At 34.7% G+C, this 21484-nt stretch carries 17 protein-coding genes and 1 pseudogene; 9 read left to right on the forward strand and 9 right to left on the reverse strand.

The window, feature by feature from the left end:
• Nucleotides 1-37: 37 nt before the first annotated feature.
• Both ligA and zipA read right to left on the reverse strand, forming a co-directional pair.
• A complete protein-coding gene (gene ligA, locus A9G31_RS02650) occupies nucleotides 38-2116 on the reverse strand; it encodes an NAD-dependent DNA ligase LigA (RefSeq protein ID WP_065560310.1) in 2079 nt (692 codons plus the stop codon).
• Between the two features lie 180 nt (nucleotides 2117-2296).
• A complete protein-coding gene (gene zipA / locus A9G31_RS02655; protein ID WP_176700340.1) occupies nucleotides 2297-3196 on the reverse strand; it encodes a cell division protein ZipA in 900 nt (299 codons plus the stop codon).
• A gap of 417 nt (nucleotides 3197-3613) precedes the next feature.
• Between zipA and A9G31_RS02660 the strand changes: the two genes are divergently transcribed.
• Together A9G31_RS02660 and A9G31_RS02665 are read left to right on the forward strand one after the other, a co-directional pair.
• Nucleotides 3614-4819: an efflux RND transporter periplasmic adaptor subunit gene (locus A9G31_RS02660; protein WP_065560311.1), complete on the forward strand. Its 1206-nt coding sequence runs from the start codon at nucleotides 3614-3616 to the stop codon at nucleotides 4817-4819.
• Nucleotides 4820-4837: 18 nt separating this feature from the next.
• Nucleotides 4838-8032: an efflux RND transporter permease subunit gene (locus A9G31_RS02665; protein WP_065560312.1), complete on the forward strand. Its 3195-nt coding sequence runs from the start codon at nucleotides 4838-4840 to the stop codon at nucleotides 8030-8032.
• A gap of 172 nt (nucleotides 8033-8204) precedes the next feature.
• On the opposite strand, the gene ruvC is transcribed toward A9G31_RS02665, so the two are convergent.
• Entirely contained in the window at nucleotides 8205-8693 is a 489-nt protein-coding gene (gene ruvC, locus A9G31_RS02670; RefSeq protein ID WP_065560313.1) for a crossover junction endodeoxyribonuclease RuvC, read from the reverse strand.
• Entirely contained in the window at nucleotides 8693-9436 is a 744-nt protein-coding gene (locus A9G31_RS02675) for a YebC/PmpR family DNA-binding transcriptional regulator (protein ID WP_065560314.1), read from the reverse strand. Before A9G31_RS02675 ends, ruvC begins: the two co-directional genes overlap by 1 nt.
• A 355-nt stretch (nucleotides 9437-9791) precedes the next feature.
• On the opposite strand from A9G31_RS02675, the gene rbsD reads away from it, so the two are divergent.
• The 6 genes and pseudogenes from rbsD to rbsR all read left to right on the forward strand — a co-directional run bounded on the left by rbsD (nucleotide 9792) and on the right by rbsR (nucleotide 15613).
• Complete coding sequence (gene rbsD / locus A9G31_RS02680; protein ID WP_065560315.1) at nucleotides 9792-10211, forward strand: D-ribose pyranase; 420 nt, start codon at nucleotides 9792-9794, stop codon at nucleotides 10209-10211.
• Between the two features lie 33 nt (nucleotides 10212-10244).
• Nucleotides 10245-11758 (forward strand): annotated as a pseudogene (gene rbsA, locus A9G31_RS12180) (ribose ABC transporter ATP-binding protein RbsA).
• Nucleotides 11745-12695: a ribose ABC transporter permease gene (rbsC, locus tag A9G31_RS02690; protein ID WP_065560316.1), complete on the forward strand. Its 951-nt coding sequence runs from the start codon at nucleotides 11745-11747 to the stop codon at nucleotides 12693-12695. The pseudogene rbsA and the gene rbsC overlap by 14 nt, the downstream one beginning before the upstream one ends.
• A 37-nt stretch (nucleotides 12696-12732) precedes the next feature.
• Nucleotides 12733-13620: a ribose ABC transporter substrate-binding protein RbsB gene (gene rbsB, locus A9G31_RS02695; RefSeq protein ID WP_065560317.1), complete on the forward strand. Its 888-nt coding sequence runs from the start codon at nucleotides 12733-12735 to the stop codon at nucleotides 13618-13620.
• A 55-nt stretch (nucleotides 13621-13675) separates the two neighbouring features.
• Nucleotides 13676-14605 (forward strand): ribokinase, encoded by a 930-nt coding sequence (gene rbsK, locus A9G31_RS02700; RefSeq protein WP_065560318.1) that lies wholly within the window; start codon nucleotides 13676-13678, stop codon nucleotides 14603-14605.
• 24 nt (nucleotides 14606-14629) lie between these two features.
• Nucleotides 14630-15613, forward strand: coding sequence for a ribose operon transcriptional repressor RbsR (gene rbsR / locus A9G31_RS02705; protein WP_065560342.1), 984 nt, complete (start codon nucleotides 14630-14632; stop codon nucleotides 15611-15613).
• 115 nt (nucleotides 15614-15728) lie between these two features.
• On the opposite strand, the gene fis is transcribed toward rbsR, so the two are convergent.
• Genes fis through A9G31_RS12185 form a run of 5 tightly spaced genes read right to left on the reverse strand, consistent with a single transcriptional unit; the run spans nucleotide 15729 to nucleotide 19612 of the window.
• The gene (fis, locus tag A9G31_RS02710) at nucleotides 15729-16025 is read right to left on the reverse strand and encodes a DNA-binding transcriptional regulator Fis (RefSeq protein WP_034883623.1); all 297 of its coding nucleotides are present in this window, start codon (nucleotides 16023-16025) and stop codon (nucleotides 15729-15731) included.
• Nucleotides 16026-16032: 7 nt separating this feature from the next.
• Nucleotides 16033-17040 carry a tRNA dihydrouridine synthase DusB gene (dusB, locus tag A9G31_RS02715; protein WP_065560319.1) on the reverse strand — a complete coding sequence of 336 codons (1008 nt, stop codon included), beginning with the start codon at nucleotides 17038-17040 and terminating at the stop codon, nucleotides 16033-16035.
• 12 nt (nucleotides 17041-17052) lie between these two features.
• Nucleotides 17053-17943, reverse strand: coding sequence for a 50S ribosomal protein L11 methyltransferase (gene prmA / locus A9G31_RS02720; protein ID WP_065560320.1), 891 nt, complete (start codon nucleotides 17941-17943; stop codon nucleotides 17053-17055).
• Nucleotides 17918-19369, reverse strand: a complete 1452-nt coding sequence (gene panF / locus A9G31_RS02725) for a sodium/pantothenate symporter (RefSeq protein WP_065560321.1) — start codon at nucleotides 19367-19369, stop codon at nucleotides 17918-17920. The genes prmA and panF overlap by 26 nt, the downstream gene beginning before the upstream one ends.
• Nucleotides 19370-19375: 6 nt before the next feature.
• Complete coding sequence (locus A9G31_RS12185) at nucleotides 19376-19612, reverse strand: YhdT family protein (protein ID WP_034911058.1); 237 nt, start codon at nucleotides 19610-19612, stop codon at nucleotides 19376-19378.
• Between the two features lie 172 nt (nucleotides 19613-19784).
• Between A9G31_RS12185 and ilvC the strand changes: the two genes are divergently transcribed.
• Nucleotides 19785-21263, forward strand: coding sequence for a ketol-acid reductoisomerase (gene ilvC, locus A9G31_RS02735; RefSeq protein WP_065560322.1), 1479 nt, complete (start codon nucleotides 19785-19787; stop codon nucleotides 21261-21263).
• Nucleotides 21264-21484: the final 221 nt, after the last annotated feature.

Below are 21484 nucleotides of genomic sequence, written 5' to 3' on the forward strand. Positions count from 1 at the left end.
TAATCAATTTACTAATAAGTACCAGTAGATTTGATATTTACTGATCAAGTAAATTTATTAATTCTTGCTCATCAATAACTTTTATTCCTAGTTCTTGAGCTTTATTAAGTTTAGAGCCTGCTGCTTCTCCTGCAATAACTAGATCAGTATTTTTCGAAACACTACCTGTTACTTTGGCTCCTAGTTGCTTTAATTTATCTTTGGCTTCATCTCGTGTTAAAACCGACAATGTACCAGTTAAAACTACAGTTTTTCCTGAAAAAGGTGAGTTAATGGCGATCTCTTGTACTTGTGGAATGACATCTTGCCAGTGAATGCCTACTTCATTACTGGTTAGTTGTTCAATTACATTGCGATTATGTGGTTCTTGAAAAAAGTCAATAATGCTTTCCGCAATGACGGCACCAATTTCGTTTACTGATTGTAGTTTTTCTAGTGAGGCGTTCTCAATTGCTGATAAACTACCAAGTTGGTTAACAAGATTTTCGGCAGTAACTTCACCAACATTCGGAATTCCAAGCGCAAATATAAAGCGGCTTAATGTCGTATTTTTAGACACCTCTAGTGCTTTTAATAAGTTATTGGCAGATTTTTCCCCAATTTTATCTAAACTACATAGTGTTGGTAGATTTAGTTTATATAAATCTGCAGGTGTTTTGACATATTCTTTATCAACCAGTTGTTCAATAATTTTTTCTCCCATACCATCAACATTCATTGCTCGCCGTGAAACAAAATGCTTTAAAGCTTCTTTTCGTTGTGCAGGGCAAATCAAACCTCCGGCACAGCGTGATATCGCTGCACCTTCGTCTCGAACTATTTGCGAGCCACAAATAGGGCAGTGTGTCGGGAAGATGATTTCTTTTGTGTCGGCGGGTCTTCTATCTACTATGACGGCTACTATTTTAGGAATAACGTCACCAGCTCTGCGTATTGTTACATAGTCACCCTCACGAATACCTAATCGGATTATTTCATCGCTATTATGTAATGTCGCATTGCTTACAATAACACCAGCAACTGATACAGGTTCAAGCCTTGCTACAGGAGTGATTGCACCTGTTCGTCCAACTTGAAAGTCTACTTTATTTAATTTTGTAACTTCTTCTTGAGCCGGAAATTTAAACGCTGTGGCCCATCTTGGCGCTCGGGCAACAAAACCAAGCTCGTCTTGTAGTTCAATACTATTAACTTTAATTACTACACCATCGATATCAAAATCTAATGACATACGTTGTTCGCCAATTAGTTTAAAATAATCCAAAGCGGCTTGCGCTCCTTGGCGTTTTTGTATTTTATTACTAACAGGTAGCCCCCAAGCTTTAAATTGCATCAAACGATCGTAATGTGTGTCAGGTAATGTGGCACCTTCGAAAATACCAACACCATAACAAAAGAATGCTAATGGTCTTTTTGCTGTAATTTTAGGGTCTAATTGTCTTAATGAACCGGCGGCTGCATTGCGTGGATTGGCGAATACTCTTTCATTTCGCTTTTCTGCATCTACATTGAGTTTTTCAAAGCCTTTATGTGTGATAAAGACTTCTCCTCGAACTTCTAATCTAGAAGGGATGTTATCGCCTCTTAGAACTAGTGGAATTGTTTTGATAGTTTTTACATTGGCTGTTATGTCTTCTCCTGTTGAACCATCTCCTCGCGTTGCCGCTTGTATAAAACGACCATTTTCATAAAGAAGACTGACAGCAAGTCCGTCAAGTTTGAGCTCACAACAATATTCAACCTGTTCAGCATCACTCAAATGAAGACGATCTTTAACTCGTTTGTTAAATGCAATAAAGCTAACATCATCAAATACATTATCAAGTGATAACATGGGCATTTCATGTTTGATGGATGCAAATTGTGCTAATGGGGAACCACCAACTCGTTGGGTTGGTGAGTCGGGCGTAATAAGATCTGGGTTTTGTTGTTCTAATGTTTGTAGTTGTTTTATTAATTTATCATATTCAGCATCGGGAATTTCTGGTGTGTCAAGGACATAATAACAGTATTCATGATGTCTGATTAGGTTGCGTAATGAGGTCAATTGCTTTGCTATGTCTTTATTCTGTTCAGATGAATTTATTGAATTTTCGGTTTTATTAGATAGCGACATGATTATATGCTCTTAAATTAAAACGTAGGTTGGGAAAATCATTACAAATGGATTAATTTAACTGTGAATTATTCCTAGCCAAATTAACTCATTTAAATGAATAGGTTATTTCGATATTAATTTATAGCCACCAACCTAAGTTGGTGGGATTCTGTAAAAGATTTGCTGAAAAGACTGCGGTTAAATTTCGTTACTGGCCTTTTTAATACGTTCTTTATAACTGTCTATTTTTTGCGGAGTTAACATGTGATGTTCATCATCTAATACTACACCGTTAACATCATCGGCTATACGTTGTGCTGTTTGCAACATTAATTTAAAGTTATGCTGATTGTTGCCTTCTGTAGGCGCAACCATAAATATAGACACGCCTGGTGTGGTAAACTCGTGCATTGTTTCAGGATCTAAATATCCAGGTGTAACCATGTTGGCTAAACTAAATAATATTGCTCCATTGCCCGCAGGATCTACATGACGGTGAAAAATTCGCATATCACCAAATTGGAAACCTGATTGCATAATGCTTGCAAGTAGCACATCGCCTTGTAGTAATTTCCCGTTAATGCCTGTGACATTTAACACAATAATTTCGGTTTTAGATTGTTCGTTGTCGATATTTATTTTTTTCGATTTGTCATTATGGTTAATTTCGTTATTAATATGTGATTGTTTTTCTTTTGTTGTTTGAATTAAATCAGGTTGTTGCTCTTTTTCAAAAAGATCAAGTTCAACATTGATAGCTGGTTCTTCTGTTGTTTCAGCAATAATTTCTTGTTCATCATCATTATCAGTAAATAAATCTTCTTGTTGAGGTATCTTTTCTTGCTCTTTTGTGATTTCATCACTTCCAATGGTTTCACTACTTTTTGCTGTTTTAGGTTTGAGTAAGATAACATCATCTTCTTCTATGTCATTCATTGGGTAGTTTTGATATTGTTGAGTGTTTTGTGCAAATTTTTCCTTTTTGTTTGAACTAAAAAGCGAAGAACGTTCTTTTTTATTGATCCAAAATCCATGGATAAGCAATGCAATAATGACCAAGGATGCAACAACAATTAGAACAATACGTAAATTATCCATAATAACCATCTCTGTATTAAATTAAATATAGACTCAAATTGTTCAATCATCTTTTGAAAAAAATGATTGCAGAGTACTGTAATGTAAATTTTTTACTCTTTATTAGCAATATGAATTAATATTCATTAAAGCAATCATATTTGATTTTTTTTTGTAGTATAACATTTTATTTAAGATACTTTATAGTACAAAAAATCAATTAGTCTATATTATTTTATTTCTAGTAATAATCATAATTAACAATATTATTTTTTAGTGCCACTATCAAACTAGCTATTTTTTAGAACTCTGTGCTATTAGCCTGTAAAGATACTTACAATCTATGCGTATTTTTTGTAAAATCGCCGATTACTTTTCAATAAGATCTATTATTTAAAAAATTAAAATAATTATTAAGTTCATTGAGGTCATTTTTATATGAGATTTAACAAGCTATTATTAGCCTTGCCTGTGGCATGTGCTAGCCTACTTTTATTAACAAGTTGTGATAATGGCAATTCAAAAAATGGTAATAATTTACCACAGGTAACTGTATTTAAAGTTGAGCCATTGAATTACACATTAAAGATTGGTTTACCAGGTAGGGTTGTTGCATCTCAAATTGCTGAAATTAGACCTCAAGTAGGTGGTATTGTTTTAAAACGAGAGTTTGATGAAAGTTCGAATGTTAAAGCTGGACAATCTCTTTATCAAATAGATCCAGCTATTTATCAAGCTAATTATGATAGTGCGGTAGCAAGTGTTGCTAGCGCTAAAGCCAATGCCAATATAGCTCAACTCACTCTTAAACGTTACGCCGGATTATTAAATACTAACTCCATTAGTCAGCAAGCTTATGATAAAGCAGCTGCAGATGCTAAACAAGCTGAAGCTGCGGTATTAGTTGCCCAAGCAGCTGAACATACAGCTAAAGTCAATTTAGATTATACAAAAGTATATTCGCCAATTGATGGATATATTGGTAAATCAAGTGTAACTGAAGGGGCATTAGTGGCGGCAGGCCAATCGACACCACTTGCATTAGTCCAACAACTGGATCCAATTTATGTCGATATGACAGAAGCGGCTACTCGTTATAATAAATATCTTCAGGACAAAAACGTAATTTATGAACCAGTGAAAGGTAATAATGTCGAATTATACTTTAATGATGGCTCTAAATACGCTTATCCTGGTAGTGTTAAATTCTCTGATATGACTGTAAATGAAACAACAGGCACGGTAACCTTGAGATCACAGTTTACAAACAGTGAAGGTAAAATTCTACCAGGTATGTTTGTTAAGCCTCAGCTGACATTAGGCTATATCAAAAATGCAGTGCTTGTTCCACAGCAAGGAATTACCAGCAATAAGTTAGGGCAATATACTGCAAAAATTTTGAAACCTGATAATACAGTAGAGTATCGACAAGATATTCAAGTATACACAGGAGTTGGTGGTTATTGGGTTGTAACAAAGGGAATTAGCATTGGTGAAGAGGTTATTATTACTGGATTACTTAATTTAACTTCTGTTGAAAAACCTCAAAAAGATGCTCCACCTATGAAAGTAGAAAAAGTCGGAGATCTTAATACACTTTCACAAGAACAATTAGACAGTATCATAAAAAACAGTGTGAAATAATACAGGAGTAGGTGAATTATGGCTAAGTTTTTTATTGATAGACCTGTTTTTGCATGGGTAATTGCTATCATGATGATGCTAGGAGGTGCTTTATGTATCAAGCTACTAGCTGTTGAGCAGTATCCTGACATTGCCCCTCCTGCTGTAACTGTTAGTGCTGTTTACCCAGGTGCCGATGCACAGACCATCGAAAATACTGTTACTCAGTTGATTGAACAGAATTTAACTGGATTGGATAATCTAATTTATATGAAATCAACCAGTAGTGCACAAGGTGTTGTTCAAACGACGTTAACCTTTGCTCCTGGAACTAATCCCGATTTTGCTCAAGTACAAGTGTTAAATAAAGTAGAGAGTATTAAATCAAGGCTACCAGAAAGTGTGCAAAAAAATGGTGTTTCTGTTGCAAAAAATAACACCAACTTTTTAAAGGTTGTGGGTTTTTATTCAACAAATCCTAAAAAAACACAAGCAGATATTGCTGATTTTGTTTATTCAACTGTGCAAGATCAGATTAGACGTGTACAGGGTGTAGGTGATACTCAATTGTTTGGTTCTGAATATGCAATGCGTATTTGGCTTGATCCAAATAAATTGACTTATTTTAATTTATCAATTGAAGAAATCATTGCGGCTATTCAAGCACAAAATGCGCAAGTAACAGCAGGGCAATTAGGTGCCTTACCATCAACAGATGGACAAGAACTCAATGCGACAATTACAGCTCAATCACGTTTAAAAACACCCGAACAATTCCAAAATATTTTAGTGCGTGTAAATACAGATGGTTCTAATCTTTTATTAAAAGATATAGCAACGGTTGAAATTGGTGCGTCTGATTATAACTTTATTTCTTATTATGATGGTAAAGCATCTGCAGGTCTTGGTATTTATTTGGCAACAGGAGCTAACCAATTAGAAACTTCTGATCAGGTAGATAAAAAATTAGCTGAATTATCAAAAATCTTTCCTGAAGATATTCACTATGCTTATCCGTATGACACAACACCATTTGTAAAATTATCAATTAATAACGTAGTACATACATTGATTGAAGCTATTATTTTAGTTGTTATTGTAATGTATGTCTTTTTACAAAATCTCCGTTCGACACTTATACCGACGATTACCGTACCTGTGGTATTGCTAGGAACTTTTGCTGTTTTGTATATCTGTGGGTTTACGATTAATACATTATCTATGTTTGCAATGGTGCTTGCCATAGGCTTGTTGGTAGATGATGCAATAGTTGTTATTGAGAACGTTGAACGTATTATGCATGATGAAGGTTTATCGCCTTATGATGCAACCGTTAAATCGATGGAACAAATTACTTCAGCGTTGGTTGGCATTGCAGTCGTGTTATCTGCAGTATTCGTTCCTATGGCATTTTATGGAGGTGCAGCGGGTGGAATTTACCGCCAATTTTCAATTACCATTGTAACAGCGATGGCATTATCAGTGTTGATGGCAATTGTATTAACTCCAGCGCTCTGTGTTCAAATTTTAAAAGCACCATCTAAAAGTAAATTAAAAAGAAACTCGTTAGGTGACAAGTTAGAATCTATACCACCATTTAGTTGGTGTTCTGTTGGCACAAAAAAATTCTTTAAATGGTTTAACGAGTTCTATGAAAAAAGTTTACGCCATTATGAAAAAGGTGTAATAAAAGTTGTTCGTTATCCATTAATAGCTTTTGTTTGTTATGCTTTAATTCTAGTTGGATTAATCTTTGGCTTTAATCGGTTACCTACTGGTTTTTTACCTAATGAAGATCAGGGTGTGCTTTTAGTTATGGTTGAGCTACCGCCAGGATCAACTTTAGAGCAAACTATGTCAGTTTTAAATAAAACGGCAAAATTTTATACTGAGCAAAAAGCTGATTCAGTTGAGGAAATATTTACTGTAGCTGGATTTAGTATGGTTGGTCGTGGGCAAAATATGGGGCTAGGCTTTGTTCGATTAAAAAATTGGGAACAACGTAAACGCGCAGATCAAAAAGTTAATGCTTTAGTCGCTAGCGGTTGGGGATTTGCTTCTACTATAACCGAGGGAAGGGTAATTGTTACCAACTTACCAGCTGTTCCAGCATTAGGTATGGCTAATGGTTTTTCTTATGTACTGAAAGATACGGCTAGTTATGGGCATGATGCTTTGGTAGGTGCATTTTTCCAAATGTTGGGTCAAGCTTCTCATCATCCAAAACTGCAGCAAGTTAGACCAGGAAGTATGCTAGATGTTCCTCAGTACAAAATTAATGTTGATTTTGAAGCAGCACAAGCACTAGGCGTTTCGGTAAATTCAGTAAATACTGTATTGTCCACAGCTTTAGGTTCTGCTTATATTGACGATTTTGTTTATAATAACCGAGTTAAAAAAGTATACCTACAATCAGATGCACCATATCGCATGTTGCCAGATGATTTTAGTTACTGGCATGTTAAAAATAAAAATGGTGAAATGGTTCCATATGATGCGTTTGCTACTACGACAAAAACTTATGGATCTCCTTCACTCGTTCGTTATGATGGTGTGGCTGCAATGGAGATAAGTGGTTCCGCTGCTCCAGGTCTGAGTTCTGGGCAAGCAATGGCTGTAATGGAAGAACTATCGAAAAATTTGCCTAAAGGATTTACTTTTGACTGGACTGATATTTCTTATCAAGAACGTCAAACAGGTTCACAAACAACAACTCTTTACATTATTTCGATTATTGTTGTATTTTTATCATTAGCAGCATTGTATGAAAGTTGGACGGTACCGATTTCGATTTTATTCGTTATTCCTCTTGGGATTTTAGGTACAGTATTTGCAACTATGTTTAGAGGGCTTGATAACGATATTTACTTTATTGTAGGACTATTAACGACAATGGGGCTATCTGCTAAAAATGCTATATTGATTGTAGAATTTGCCAAAGATGCCTTGGAAAAAGAGGGTAAATCATTGATTGATGCTACACTTGAAGCTTGTCGCCTGCGCCTACGCCCGATTTTAATGACTTCGTTTGCCTTTATTTTAGGGGTATTACCACTAGCATTAAATAGCGGTGCTGGTTCTGCTAGCCAAAATGCGGTAGGTACTGGTGTAATTGGTGGTATGTTGACAGCAACATTTTTAGCAATATTTTATGTTCCCTTGTTCTTTTTATTTGTAACAAAACTATTTACAAAACATAAAAATAAAGTAGTATTACCTATTAACCGTTCTTAAAAGTAATAACTAAATAGCTAGTTTTGGTACATATATGGCCTTGATGTATAGTTCTATAGGTCATATATAACTTAAGCGAGCTATTAAAATAACTAAAATAACGAAATGCGCCGTTTTTTGGCGCATTTTTTGTTTATATAGATGCGTATACGTAAATTGAATTTTGTTATATTTACTTGCGATGCTTTAGTAAATGCTGATTGGTATGGGCGTGGGTAATTGCTATAGCTAAAGCATCAGCGGCATCAGCTTGAGGGCTAGCTGGTAACTTTAATAATAATTTGACCATATGTTGCACTTGCTTTTTATCGGCTGCGCCTGTTCCTACTACACTCTGCTTAACTAAACGAGCTGCGTATTCAAAAACAGGTAAATTATTATTTACAGCAGCAACAATTGCAGCTCCCCTTGCTTGACCTAACTTTAATGCGGAATCGGCATTATGAGCCATAAAAACTTGTTCAATAGCAAACATATCGGGTCGGAATTGTAAAATAATTTCACTAACACCAGCGTATACTCGTTTTAAACGAGTAGGTAAATCATCAACAGCTGTACGAATACATCCACTACCAAGGTAGGTAAGTTGTCGTCCCGTTTGATGGATTACACCGTAACCCGTCAAACGAGATCCAGGATCGATGCCAAGAATAATGGCCATTAGAGCGTTGCAGCAACCTCGTCAGAAACTTCACCATTATGATAAACTTCTTGAACATCATCACAATCTTCAAGCATATCAATTAAACGTAATAATTTTGGTGCAGATTCAATATCAAGATCTACTTTTGTTGCTGGTATCATTGATACTTCAGCGGCTTCGGCAACTAGCCCAGCAGCATCAAGCGCATCTTTTACTTCACCAAATGATTCTGGTGTAGTAAATACGTCAATTGCTCCGTCATCATAAGTCACAACGTCGTCTGCCCCTGCTTCAAGCGCTGCATCCATAACTTGGTCTTCATCAGTACCAGTTGGGTATGAAATAACGCCTTTTTTAGTGAACAAATATGAAACTGAACCATCAGTACCCAAGTTACCACCTGTTTTAGTAAATGCATGGCGTACTTCGGACACAGTTCGATTACGATTATCACTCAGACATTCAACCATTACAGCTGTACCAGCAGGACCATAACCTTCATAGATGATCGTTTCCATGTTGCTATCATCTTCCCCACCAACACCCCGTGCAACAGCTCGGTTCATGGTATCACGGGTCATATTATTAGATAATGCTTTATCCATTGCCGCTCGTAATCGAGGATTTGACGCTGGATCGCCACCACCTAATTTTGCCGCAGTTACTAACTCACGAATAATTTTGGTAAAGATTTTACCCCGTTTAGCGTCTTGTGCAGCTTTGCGGTGTTTCGTATTGGCCCATTTACTATGACCTGCCATAAAATTCTCCAGATAATAATTTAAAAATCACTATATTCTAGCAAACATTTACTCAAAATTCATTACCAATATACTGATAAGTTTTTTAGGTTCTATAAAATTATTCTTTATCAATCAGGAATGATTTAATTTTTATTTATATATGGGAATTGTATATTAATTAAACAAGCTATCATGGTTGCCCTACATAATATAAATTTTCAAAAACGGTATTTTTAGCTGAATCATTTCATATTGATCTAGATCTAGATCACAAGTTTTATTTTTATATATTGCAACCAAGATTTATCCAGTAGAAGATAACTGTCGAAACGTTTCGATATTAGTTTTTATTCAACTATCCAAGGATTATATTATGTATAAAGGTCAATTGTTTAATTCTGAAATTATTCAAGTCTTATCCAAAATGGGGCATACAGATCAAATTGCGATAGGTGATGTAGGTTTACCAATTGCTAGCGATATTCAACGTATCGATTTAGCGGTGACTTACGGTATACCATCATTTATTCAAGTTTTTCAAGCAGTATCGCAAGAAATGCAGATTGAAAAAGTGATATTAGCTGAAGAGATTATTAAAAAAAATTGTGAAATGCATAAGATAATACTAGAACAAATTAGGAACCTTGAAAAAACTCAAAATAAAAGTATTGAAATTATTTATGTCAGTCATGAAAAATTAAAACTTCAAACTCATTACTGTAAAGCTGTTATTCGAACCGGTGAATGTTCTCCATTTTCTAACATAATTTTACAGTCTGGTGTTATTTTTTAAACCTCTGTTATAAAGATAAATAATGAGTGATTTATGTACGATAATCTTTTACAGCTTATAAATATTCACAAATCTTTTCCTGGTGTAAAAGCTCTTTCAGGAGTTAATTTAACTGTACGTGCCGGCCAAGTAATGGCTTTAATTGGTGAAAATGGTGCAGGTAAATCAACTTTAATGAAAGTTTTAACAGGAATTTATCAAAAAGATGAAGGTGAAATTATTTATTTAGGAAATGAAGTTAACTTTTATGGACCTAAATCTTCACAAGAAGCAGGGATAGGTATTGTCCATCAAGAATTAAATTTAATTCCACAACTTAGTATTGCCGAAAATATATTTTTAGGGCGTGAATTCACCAATAAATTTGGTTGTATAGATTGGAAAAAAACGTATGCACAAGCTGATAAATTACTCGCCGAACTTCACCTAGATTATGATAGTCGTCGTTTAATTAGTGACTTATCTATTGGTGAGCAGCAAATGGTTGAAATAGCTAAAGTTCTTAGCTTTAATTCCAAAGTAATTATTATGGATGAACCTACCGATGCGCTTACGGATACTGAAACAGTTTCTCTTTTTAAAGTAATAAATAAACTTAAAAAACAAAAGTGTGGTGTGGTTTATATATCACATCGATTAAAAGAGATTTTTGAAATTTGTGACGAAGTGACAGTGTTGCGTGACGGGCAATTTGTTGATGAAAAAAAATTGATCAATTAAATGAAGATACTTTAATTGAAATGATGGTTGGTCGGAAGCTTCAAGAACAATATCCAAGAATTAATGTACCGAGAGGTAACATTGCATTAGAAGTTAAAAATCTAAATGGAGTGGGGGTAAATGATATTAGTTTTAGTCTTCATGAAGGCGAAATACTTGGTATTTCTGGTTTAATGGGGTCTGGAAGAACTGAATTAATGAAAATGATTTATGGTGCTAACCCTGCAAAGTTAGGTGAAATTATTCTAAATGATAAATCAATTAAAATCGGTTCACCTCGTGAAGGTTTAACAAATGGTATTGTTTATATTTCTGAAGATCGTAAAAAAGATGGATTAATTTTAGGTATGTCAGTGAAAGAGAATATGTCACTTAATGCCCTAAATTATTTTATTAGCAAATTTAATAAACTGCGGTTAACTGAAGAACAAGATGTAGTTAATGACTTTATAGAATTATTTAATATTAAAACACCATCAATCAATCAAACAATCGGTTTCTTATCTGGTGGTAATCAACAAAAAGTTGCTATTGCCAAAGGTTTAATGACTCGTCCAAATATATTAATTTTAGATGAACCGACTCGAGGGGTAGACGTCGGGGCTAAAAAGGAGATTTATCAACTCGTTAATCAATTTAAACAACAAGGTTTGAGTGTCATTTTAGTTTCATCAGATATGCCAGAAATACTTGGTATGAGTGATCGTATTTTAGTTATCCATGAAGGAAGAGTAACAGGGCACTTTTTAAGTTGTGAGGCAACACAAGAAAAACTTATGGCAGCAGCCGTTGGAAAAATACAGGAGAACACTGATGTTGCAAAATAAAACATTTAAGAACATATTAATTGAACAAAAGTCCTTGATTACTTTACTGGTTTTAATTGCTATTGTTTCTTGTTTAAATGATAACTTTTTTACGTTAAATAATTTTTTCAATATATTACAGCAAACTTCAATTAATGCGGTTATTGCTGTTGGAATGACTCTAGTTATTTTAACTTCTGGAATTGATTTAAGTGTGGGATCAATATTTGCTTTAACTGGTGCAATTGCTGCTTCTATAATTGGGGTAGATATTTCACCTTTTATTGCTATTTTTGTTTCTCTAGCTTTAGGTTGGTTATTGGGCGCCTTTTCAGGGATTATTATAGCCAAAGGAAAACTTCAAGCTTTTATTGCTACCTTAGTTATGATGCTTATCCTACGAGGAATAACACAGGTCTATACTAAAGGTAGTCCTATTTCTACTGGTAGTAATGATAATTCTGAATTATTTGAATGGGTTGCATTTGGTCGAGTGTTAGGAATTCCTGTGCCAATATTAATCATGATTATTGTTTTTATTTTTGCATGGTACTTATTAAAATATACTCGCTTGGGTCGTTATATCTATGCACTTGGTGGGAATGAAGCGGCAACTCGTCTTTCAGGTATTAATGTTGATAAGGTAAAAATTATAGTTTATGCCATTAGTGGCTTGCTTTGTGCTCTTGCAAGTACTATTGAAGTAGCACGGTTATCTTCAGCTCAACCAACAGCCGGTACAGGTTATGAAATGGATGCAATAGCTGCTGTTGTACTTGGTGGCACTAGTATGTCGGGAGGGAGAGGAAAGATTATCGGAACACTAGTAGGTGCTTTAATCTTAGGCTTTTTAAATAATGGATTAAATATGTTGGGAGTGGATGCCTATTACCAAATGATAGTAAAAGGCGTTGTTATCTTATTAGCAGTTTTAGTCGATAAAAAAACTAATAAATAGTTGCTTTAAACACGATGTTTTACCTTAGGAGAAAGTTATGAAATTCGGAAAAATTTTTACAGCCATTGTTGCAATTACATTAAATTTTTCTTTGGCCTTTCAAGCTTCAGCGAAAGAAAATATAGCTTTAGTTGTTTCAACCCTTAATAATCCTTTTTTCGTTAATTTAAAAGAAGGTGCAGTAAATAAAGCTAAGGAGCTTGATTATGAATTAGTGATATTAGACTCACAAAATAATCCCGCAAAAGAACTCGCAAATGTTGAAGATACAATTGTTAAAGGGACTAAAGTAATTCTTATCAATCCTACTGATTCTGAGGCTGTTGGTAATGCAGTACTTGCTGCAAATAAAGCTGGCATTCCTGTTATAACACTTGATCGTGCATCTGTTAAAGGAGATGTTATTAGCCATATCGCCTCGGATAATGTTTCCGGTGGTAGAATGGCCGGTGATTTTATTTTTCAAAAATTAGGCGCTAGTGCAAAGGTGATTCAATTACAAAGTATTGTTGGTACTTCAGCTTCTCGCGAACGTGGTGAAGGTTTTACCAATTCAATGAAAGATAACCAATTTACTATTTTAACTGCACAACCAGCTGATTTTGATAGAGCTAAAGGTATGAATGTTATGCAAAATTTATTGACTGCTTATCCTTTAGTGCAAGCAGTATTTGCAGAAAATGATGAAATGGCATTAGGAGCTATGCGTGCAATTCAAACAGCCGGAAGAAATGATATTTTAGTGGTTGGCTTTGATGGTACTGGTGATGGCATTAAATCTGTTGAACGTGGTAAGATGGCTGCAACTGTAGCTCAACAACCAGAAAAAATAGGATCAATAGGTATTGAAATTGCAGATAAAGTTATAAAAGGTGAAAAAGTTGATGCAAAAATTCCTGTGGAATTAAAACTTATTACTAAATAAACTTTTTTAGGACGCATTCTAGCGTCCTATTACTATGTGAATATGGAGTAGTTATATGAATTCAAGTAAATTGATCGTGATAGGTAGCGTAAATATTGATCATATCTTAAATGTAAATGAATTTCCTAAACCAGGAGAAACATTAAAAGGTTCAAACTATAAAATTTCATATGGAGGTAAAGGAGCTAATCAAGCTGTTGCCGCTGGACGTTTAGGTGCTAACGTTCAGTTTATTGCAGCGGTGGGGGATGATGATTTTGGTAAAAAATTTAAGCAACAATTAGAAAATGATCATATAGATACTCATTCTGTTGCTGTAATTGAAAGTAAAAATACAGGTGTTGCATTGATTTTAGTAAATAAACAAGGAGAAAATCAAATTGCTATCCATTCAGGAGCAAACTCAGCAGTCACACCTGAATATTTGGTGCAATTTGAAGATGATATAATAAAAGCGAATGCAATTTTAATGCAACTAGAAATACCATTACAGACTGTAGAGCATGTTGCAAAATTAGCTAAACAAAATGATACCCAAGTAATTTTAAATCCAGCACCTGCACAAAAATTATCAGATGATTTACTTAAACACATTGATATTATTACACCAAACGAGACAGAAGCAGAGTATCTAACAGGGATAAAAATTGCCACAGAACAAGATGCACAAAAAGCATCATTATTTTTACATAATAAAGGTATTAAAACCGTTATTATTACCCTTGGTAGTAAAGGGGCTTGGGTTAGTCATTGTGGTGATGGTGAAATTGTTTCTGGATTTCATGTTAAAGCAGTTGATACTATTGGAGCTGGTGATACATTTAATGGAATGTTAGTAACAGTTCTGTTAGAAGGGAAATCACTCAATCAAGCTGTTAGGTCTGCTCATGCCGCTGCGGCACTATCGGTGACTAGAGCGGGAGCACAGACATCAGTGCCAACACGCAATGAAGTCGAAGATTTTATTAATTTACAAGATTTATAGAAGAGCAATAAAAAATTGGTTACAATAAAAGATGTCGCAAAATCTGCGAATGTATCAATTTCAACTGTTTCCCATGTCATCAATAAAGATCGTTATGTTAGTCCTGCTATATGTGAAAAAGTTGAGCTCGTTATCAAACAGTTAAATTATGCTCCTTCAGCTATTGCTCGCAGTTTGAAAAGCAATAAAACTTATACCATTGGGATGTTGGTTACAGCAAGCAATAATCCTTTTTTCTCAGAAGTTGTGCAAGGTGTTGAGCGTAGTTGTTATGAACTTGGTTATAATTTGATTTTATGTAGTACCGAAGGTGATCATCAGCGCATGCTTGATAATATTGAACATTTACTGCAAAAGCGTGTTGATGGTTTGTTGGTTATGTGCACTGAAACTTATTCTATTCCAAAACAGATATTTGCTCGATATCCTAAGCTTCCTATAGTAATGATGGATTGGGCACCATTTGATGGTATGTGTGATATTATTAAAGATAATTCGTTTTATGGCGCAATGATTGCTACACAATATTTGACTGAGAAAAACTACAAACAAATAGCTTGCATCACAGGTCCTTTAAATAATACCCAAGCGCAAACTCGCCTGCAAGGATACCGCAAGGCTATGCAAAATGCTAGTTTAGAAATTTTAAAGGAATATGAAGTCCAAGGTGATTTTCAATTTGCTTCAGGTATTATTGCTATGCAAAATTTATTAAAACTATCTATTCCTCCACAGGCTGTATTTTGTTCTAATGATGCTATGGCTATTGGTGCTTATCAAGCCCTTTATAAAAATGGTCTTGAAGCAGGAAAAGATATTGCAATTATTGGTTATGATGATATTGAAATTGCACAATATATGACACCACCTTTAACTACTATCCATCAACCAAAAGAAGAACTAGGACAATTGGCTGTTGAGACATTATTAAATCGATTCCATAATCCTACTGATTCACTTCATACATTAACTTTAACACCAACTTTAATTAAACGTATGTCTGCTTAGTAAGTATTATAAAAGTAGAGCATTGAATAATTTTTGTAATTGAGATCTAAAATAGAAAAAAAGCACCTTATATCAAGGTGCCTTTTTATATTATAAAATATTAAGTAATAAACGATTAGCTCATTCCATATTGTTTTAATTTTTTGCGAAGTGTACCGCGGTTGATACCAAGCATATTTGCTGCTCGAGTTTGATTGCCACGTGTATATTGCATAACCATATCAAGGAATGGATGTTCAACTTCAGCTAACACTAATTCATAAAGATCTGTCGGATCTTCACCATTTAATTGTGATAAATAGTTTTTTAAAGCTTGCTTCACTGAATCACGCAATGGCTTTTGTGTTATTTGGTCTTGAGAATTTACAGTTGTAAATTTAAGTGCTGCAGCTGTAACGCGTTGTTCTGACATAGTATTCTTAACTCTTTGGGTTGTTTCTAATTTTACTAAAAAATGCTTTTAGAGTGTTTACTTGCTCACTTGTATTGCTAAGTACACTAAATAAGCGCCTGAATTGATCGCTGTCAGCATAATTCTTGGTGTACCAATTTACATGCTTTCTGGCAATCCTTAATCCTTTGTATTCTCCATAAAATTGATAAAGATCATCAAGATGTGATAGCACAACTTGTTCTATTTCATCAATACTTTTATTTTTCTGTAACTGTCCATGTGTTAAATAGAATGCAATTTCTTCAAATATCCAAGGTCGCCCCTGTGCCGCTCGCCCGATCATTATAGCATCAGCCTGCGTATATTGAAAAACATCTTTTGCTTGTTCAGGTGTAGAAATATCTCCATTGGCAATTACAGGTATTGAAACGTTTTCTTTAACTGCTCTAATAGAGTCATATTCAGCGACACCGTTGAATAAGCAAGCACGTGTTCGTCCATGAATAGTAATTGCCTTTATGCCGCAATCCTGTGCAATTTGTGCGATTTCTATGCAATTTCTATTTTCTTTATTCCATCCAGTCCGCGTTTTTAATGTTACCGGAACATCAACTGCACCGACAACTTTCTGCAAAATTTTTTTAATAAGTTCCGGATACTGCATTAAGGCAGATCCAGCCAATTTTTTATTGACCTTTTTAGCTGGGCATCCCATATTAATATCAATCAACTGAGCACCGTGTTTGACATTAAATTCCGCAGCTTTTGCCATTTCGTCGGGATCAGAACCAACAATTTGTACGGCACGAATACCAACATCATCATTTGCTATCATTCGCAAAGTTGATTTATCGGTATGCCAAACATCAGAATTTGCTAAAAACATTTCTGAAACAGTCATACCAGCACCAAATCGATGACATAGATTACGAAATGGCTTATCACTTATTCCTGCCATTGGTGCTGCAATTAAATTATTCTTTAATTTTAGTTCACCAATGCTAAGTAAATTAAGGTCGGCTATATTACGCATTTTTTTTCAAACTTAAAAGGGGGTAGCGTTAATTTTTTTATTTTTTTTACCAGTGATACGACACCACTCATCAAGTTCAACCATTGGATCTAATTTAAAATTGGGTTGGTAAGCCATGCAAACACTTGATGATTGGGTAGTTAAAATACCAGATAAACCAAGCTTACCTTCAGGTTTTACTAATTTACTTATATGTGGTTCAAGCTCTTTTAATGGTCCAGCTAAAATATTGGCAACAACTATATCTGCTTGCAAATTGTCTGGGATCTCTTTTGATAAATAAAGATCTAGCCTTTCACTGACATCATTACGCTGTGCATTGTCACGGCTAGCTTGAATGGCTTGAGGATCGATATCAATACCGATTACTTGTTTTGCACCTAATTTTAGTGCAGCAATTGCCAAAATACCAGATCCACAACCATAATCGATAACTAATTTATCTTTAAGGTCTAAACTATCAAGCCAAGTTAAGCATAATGCCGTGGTTGGGTGAGTACCTGTACCGAATGCTAATCCAGGATCTAACATGACATTAACTGCATTAGCATCGGGCACTTCGTGCCAACTAGGACAAATCCAAAGTCGCTCACCAAATTTCATAGGATGAAAGTTGTCCATCCATTCACGTTCCCAGTCTTTATCTTCTAATTGTTCAATCTTATAAGAATATTGTTCAAGATTTAGCATTGCTTTTAATTCATCGATATCTGTTTGAGCATCATAAAGCCCAATCACATCGGTATTACCCCAAAGTTTAGTTTCGCCAGGTAATGGTTCAAAAACAGGTGTGTCAAAGGTATCTTGAAAAGTGACTGATACAGCACCAGACTCCTCTAATTGTTCGCTAATTTGTTCAGCAAGATCGTTGGTTGTATTAATTTTGAGTTGAATCCAAGGCATAATTTTTTCCTGTGTTACCAAACATATTGGCAATAATAAATGCTACCAATCCAATAATTAAGGATGGGATAATCGGGTTAAAAGCATAAAGCTTTATATTGTAAACAGATAAAAGAGTATAGCTTATCGCACCGGCAAACATAGAACATAAAGCACCGGTTGAATTTGCTTTTTTCCAATAAAGCCCAAGTACCAATGGCCATAAAAATACGGCTTCAAGCCCACCAAATGCAAGTAAATTTAACCAAATAATCATATCTGGTGGATTCCAAGCCGCTAGGATGAGTAATCCACCAAAACTAAAAGTTATGATAACAGATGTGCGAGTTAATGTTTTATCACTATAGTTTTTTGCATGATTCATACTTAAAAATAGATCTTTAATAATAACTGATGAAATTTGTAGCAATTGGGCGTTAATTGTTGACATAATTGCAGCAAGTGGAGCGGCCAAAAAGATACCGGCCACTAATGGTGGCATAATGTTAATTATTAAAGTTGGAACAATTTGATCCGGAACAGTTAAATCACTAATAATAGCTCGACCAAGAGCGCCAGATAAATGCATGGTTAACATAATGATTGTGACAACAATAGTACCAATTATAATGCCTTTGTGTACAGCTTTGCTGTCTTTGTATGCCATACAGCGAACCGCTGTATGAGGTAAACCAACCACAGCAAAACAGACTAAAACCCAAAATGATGCCATAAACGGAAAGTCCATAAAATTGTTAGGACCTTGTGGTGTTAGTAGCGCAGGATCGATTTCACTCAAACGGTGAATAATAGCTGTTATACCACCACCAGCATAAATAATTGCTGTTAATAGCAAGATAGCGCCAATTATCATTACTAAACCTTGAAAAGCATCATTAAGTATACTTGCTCTAAATCCTCCAAAAGCAGTATATATAACGGTACCAACACCAAAAATTAATAATCCGATATCGTAAGAAATGCCAACTGATGATTCCAATAATCGTGCACCACCAACAAACTGTACCGTCATAGCACCAATAAAAGCCACAACTAATGAAATGCTTGCAAACCAAACTATGACTTTACTTTTATAGTGAGCATAAAGCATATCACTTAAAGTTATAGCATTATATTTACGAGCCAAAATGGCAAATTTTTTGCCTAGAATACCAAGTGAGAGTAATACAGTTGGGACTTGGATCATCGATAATAGCACCCAACCAAGGCCAAATTTATAAGCAGCACCGGGACCACCAATAAATGAGCTAGCACTAATATAAGTTGCGGCTAGTGTCATGGCGAGTAAAAATCCTCCCATGGTTCTATTGCCGATAAAATAATCAGTGAATTGATTTACTTTTTTACGTTTTACATAAGCATAAATTGATAATGCAAACACAAAAATAAGATAGATGACAAGCGGTATAATAATATCTAAATGCATGTTAAATCACTTAGTTTGTTCTAATGAGAAATTTTTAAATTGAAATTTTACAACTACCCAACAAAGCAATATAAAACCGATAGGCACCATAATGCAAGATAGTTCAAACCACAATGGAAGACCTAAAAATCCTATTTTGTCGTTAATACAGTATGCACAAACGATCCATCCAAGAAGATAAATAAAAGTTAGCAATAAAGAAAGTTTAGCCTCTTTATTTGCTTGTTTATATCGAGCATCCATATTGATTTATTCAGAATTGAGGGTGATTTAGATTAAAAGAAAGCATTGAACTTAGCAAGTTTATTGCAATTTATGCAATATTATATTTTAAATATATCAATTTTAGCAATATTAAAAGTATTATATAGTGTTTTATTGTTGATTGTGAATACTTAAACTCTTGGAGAGAAAAATGTCAAACTATTTTAATACATTGAATTTGCGTGAAAAATTAGAACAATTAGGTCAATGTCGTTTTATGGCTCGTGATGAATTTGCATCAGAAGCTAATTTTTTAAAAGGTAAAAAAATTGTAATTGTTGGTTGTGGAGCGCAAGGCCTTAACCAAGGTCTGAATATGCGAGATTCAGGTTTAGATATATCTTATGCACTACGTAAAGAAGCTATTGCTGAAAAACGAGCATCATGGAAGAAAGCAACTGAAAATGGTTTTAAAGTAGGAAGCTATGAAGAATTAATTCCAACAGCAGATCTTGTTATCAATTTGACTCCTGACAAACAACATTCTGCCGTTGTTCAAGCTATTCAACCGTTGATGAAAAAAGGTTCTGCGCTTGGCTATTCTCACGGATTTAATATTGTTGAAGTAGGAGAAAAGATTCGCTCTGATATTACAGTAGTGATGGTAGCCCCTAAATGCCCTGGTACTGAAGTTCGTGAAGAATATAAACGAGGTTTTGGTGTGCCAACATTAATTGCAGTTCATCCAGAAAACGATCCAAAAGGTGAAGGGCTAGCAATTGCTAAAGCATGGGCTGCGGCAACAGGCGGACATCGTGCAGGTGTTTTACAGTCGTCATTTGTTGCCGAAGTTAAGTCAGATTTAATGGGTGAACAAACAATCCTTTGTGGTATGTTACAAACAGGATCATTACTTTGTTTTGATAAGCTAGTGGCAGATGGTGTTGATCCTGCTTATGCATGTAAATTACTCCAATTTGGTTGGGAAACGATCACTGAGGCGCTAAAACAAGGTGGAATTACTTTAATGATGGATCGTTTATCAAATCCAGCTAAATTGAGAGCAAATGCTTTAGCGAAAGAATTAAAAGTGATCATGACGGATCTTTATCGTAAACATATGGACGACATTATATCAGGCGAGTTTTCGTCAACTATGATGAAAGACTGGGCAAATGATGATGCGAACCTTCTTAAATGGCGTAAAGAAACAGGTGAAACCGCCTTTGAAAAAGTTGCTGACTATCAGGGTAAAATTGATGAACAAGCTTACTTTGATCAAGGCGTTGTTATGGTTGCAATGGTTAAAGCCGGTGTTGAACTTGCCTTCGAAACTATGCTTGAATCCGGTATTTTAGCTGAATCAGCTTATTATGAATCATTACATGAGTTACCACTTATTGCTAATACTATTGCGCGTAAACGTTTGTATGAAATGAATGTTGTTATTTCTGACACAGCTGAGTATGGCAACTATCTATTTGCTAATGCCGCTGTACCACTATTAAAAGAAAAATTCATGCCAATGTTACAAGCTGGCGATCTAGGTAAAGCGATCCCTGAAGGTAGTGTTGATAATGCACAATTACGCGATGTGAATGAAGAAATCCGTAATCATCCAATTGAAACAATCGGTCGTAAATTACGTAGTTATATGACTGATATGAAACGCATCAATGTTGCAAGCTAAATAGCTATTTATAATTATAAAAAAGGTGCTGAAAAGTACCTTTTTTTGTATCTAAAAATTGAATTTATTGTAAAAAACTTTCAGGTAAGTATATGTTTCAGTATAAAACAATTAGATCTAAAAGGATCTATCTGGATCAAATTTAGATCCAATTTATATTTTTTTGATCATTTCAATTTATAATTAAATTTTTTAAAAATTATATAATTAAATTATTTTTA

Origin of the sequence: Gilliamella sp. Gris1-4, assembly GCF_001690335.1 — a bacterium.
GTDB classification, from domain to species: Bacteria; Pseudomonadota; Gammaproteobacteria; order Enterobacterales; family Orbaceae; genus Gilliamella; species Gilliamella apicola_P.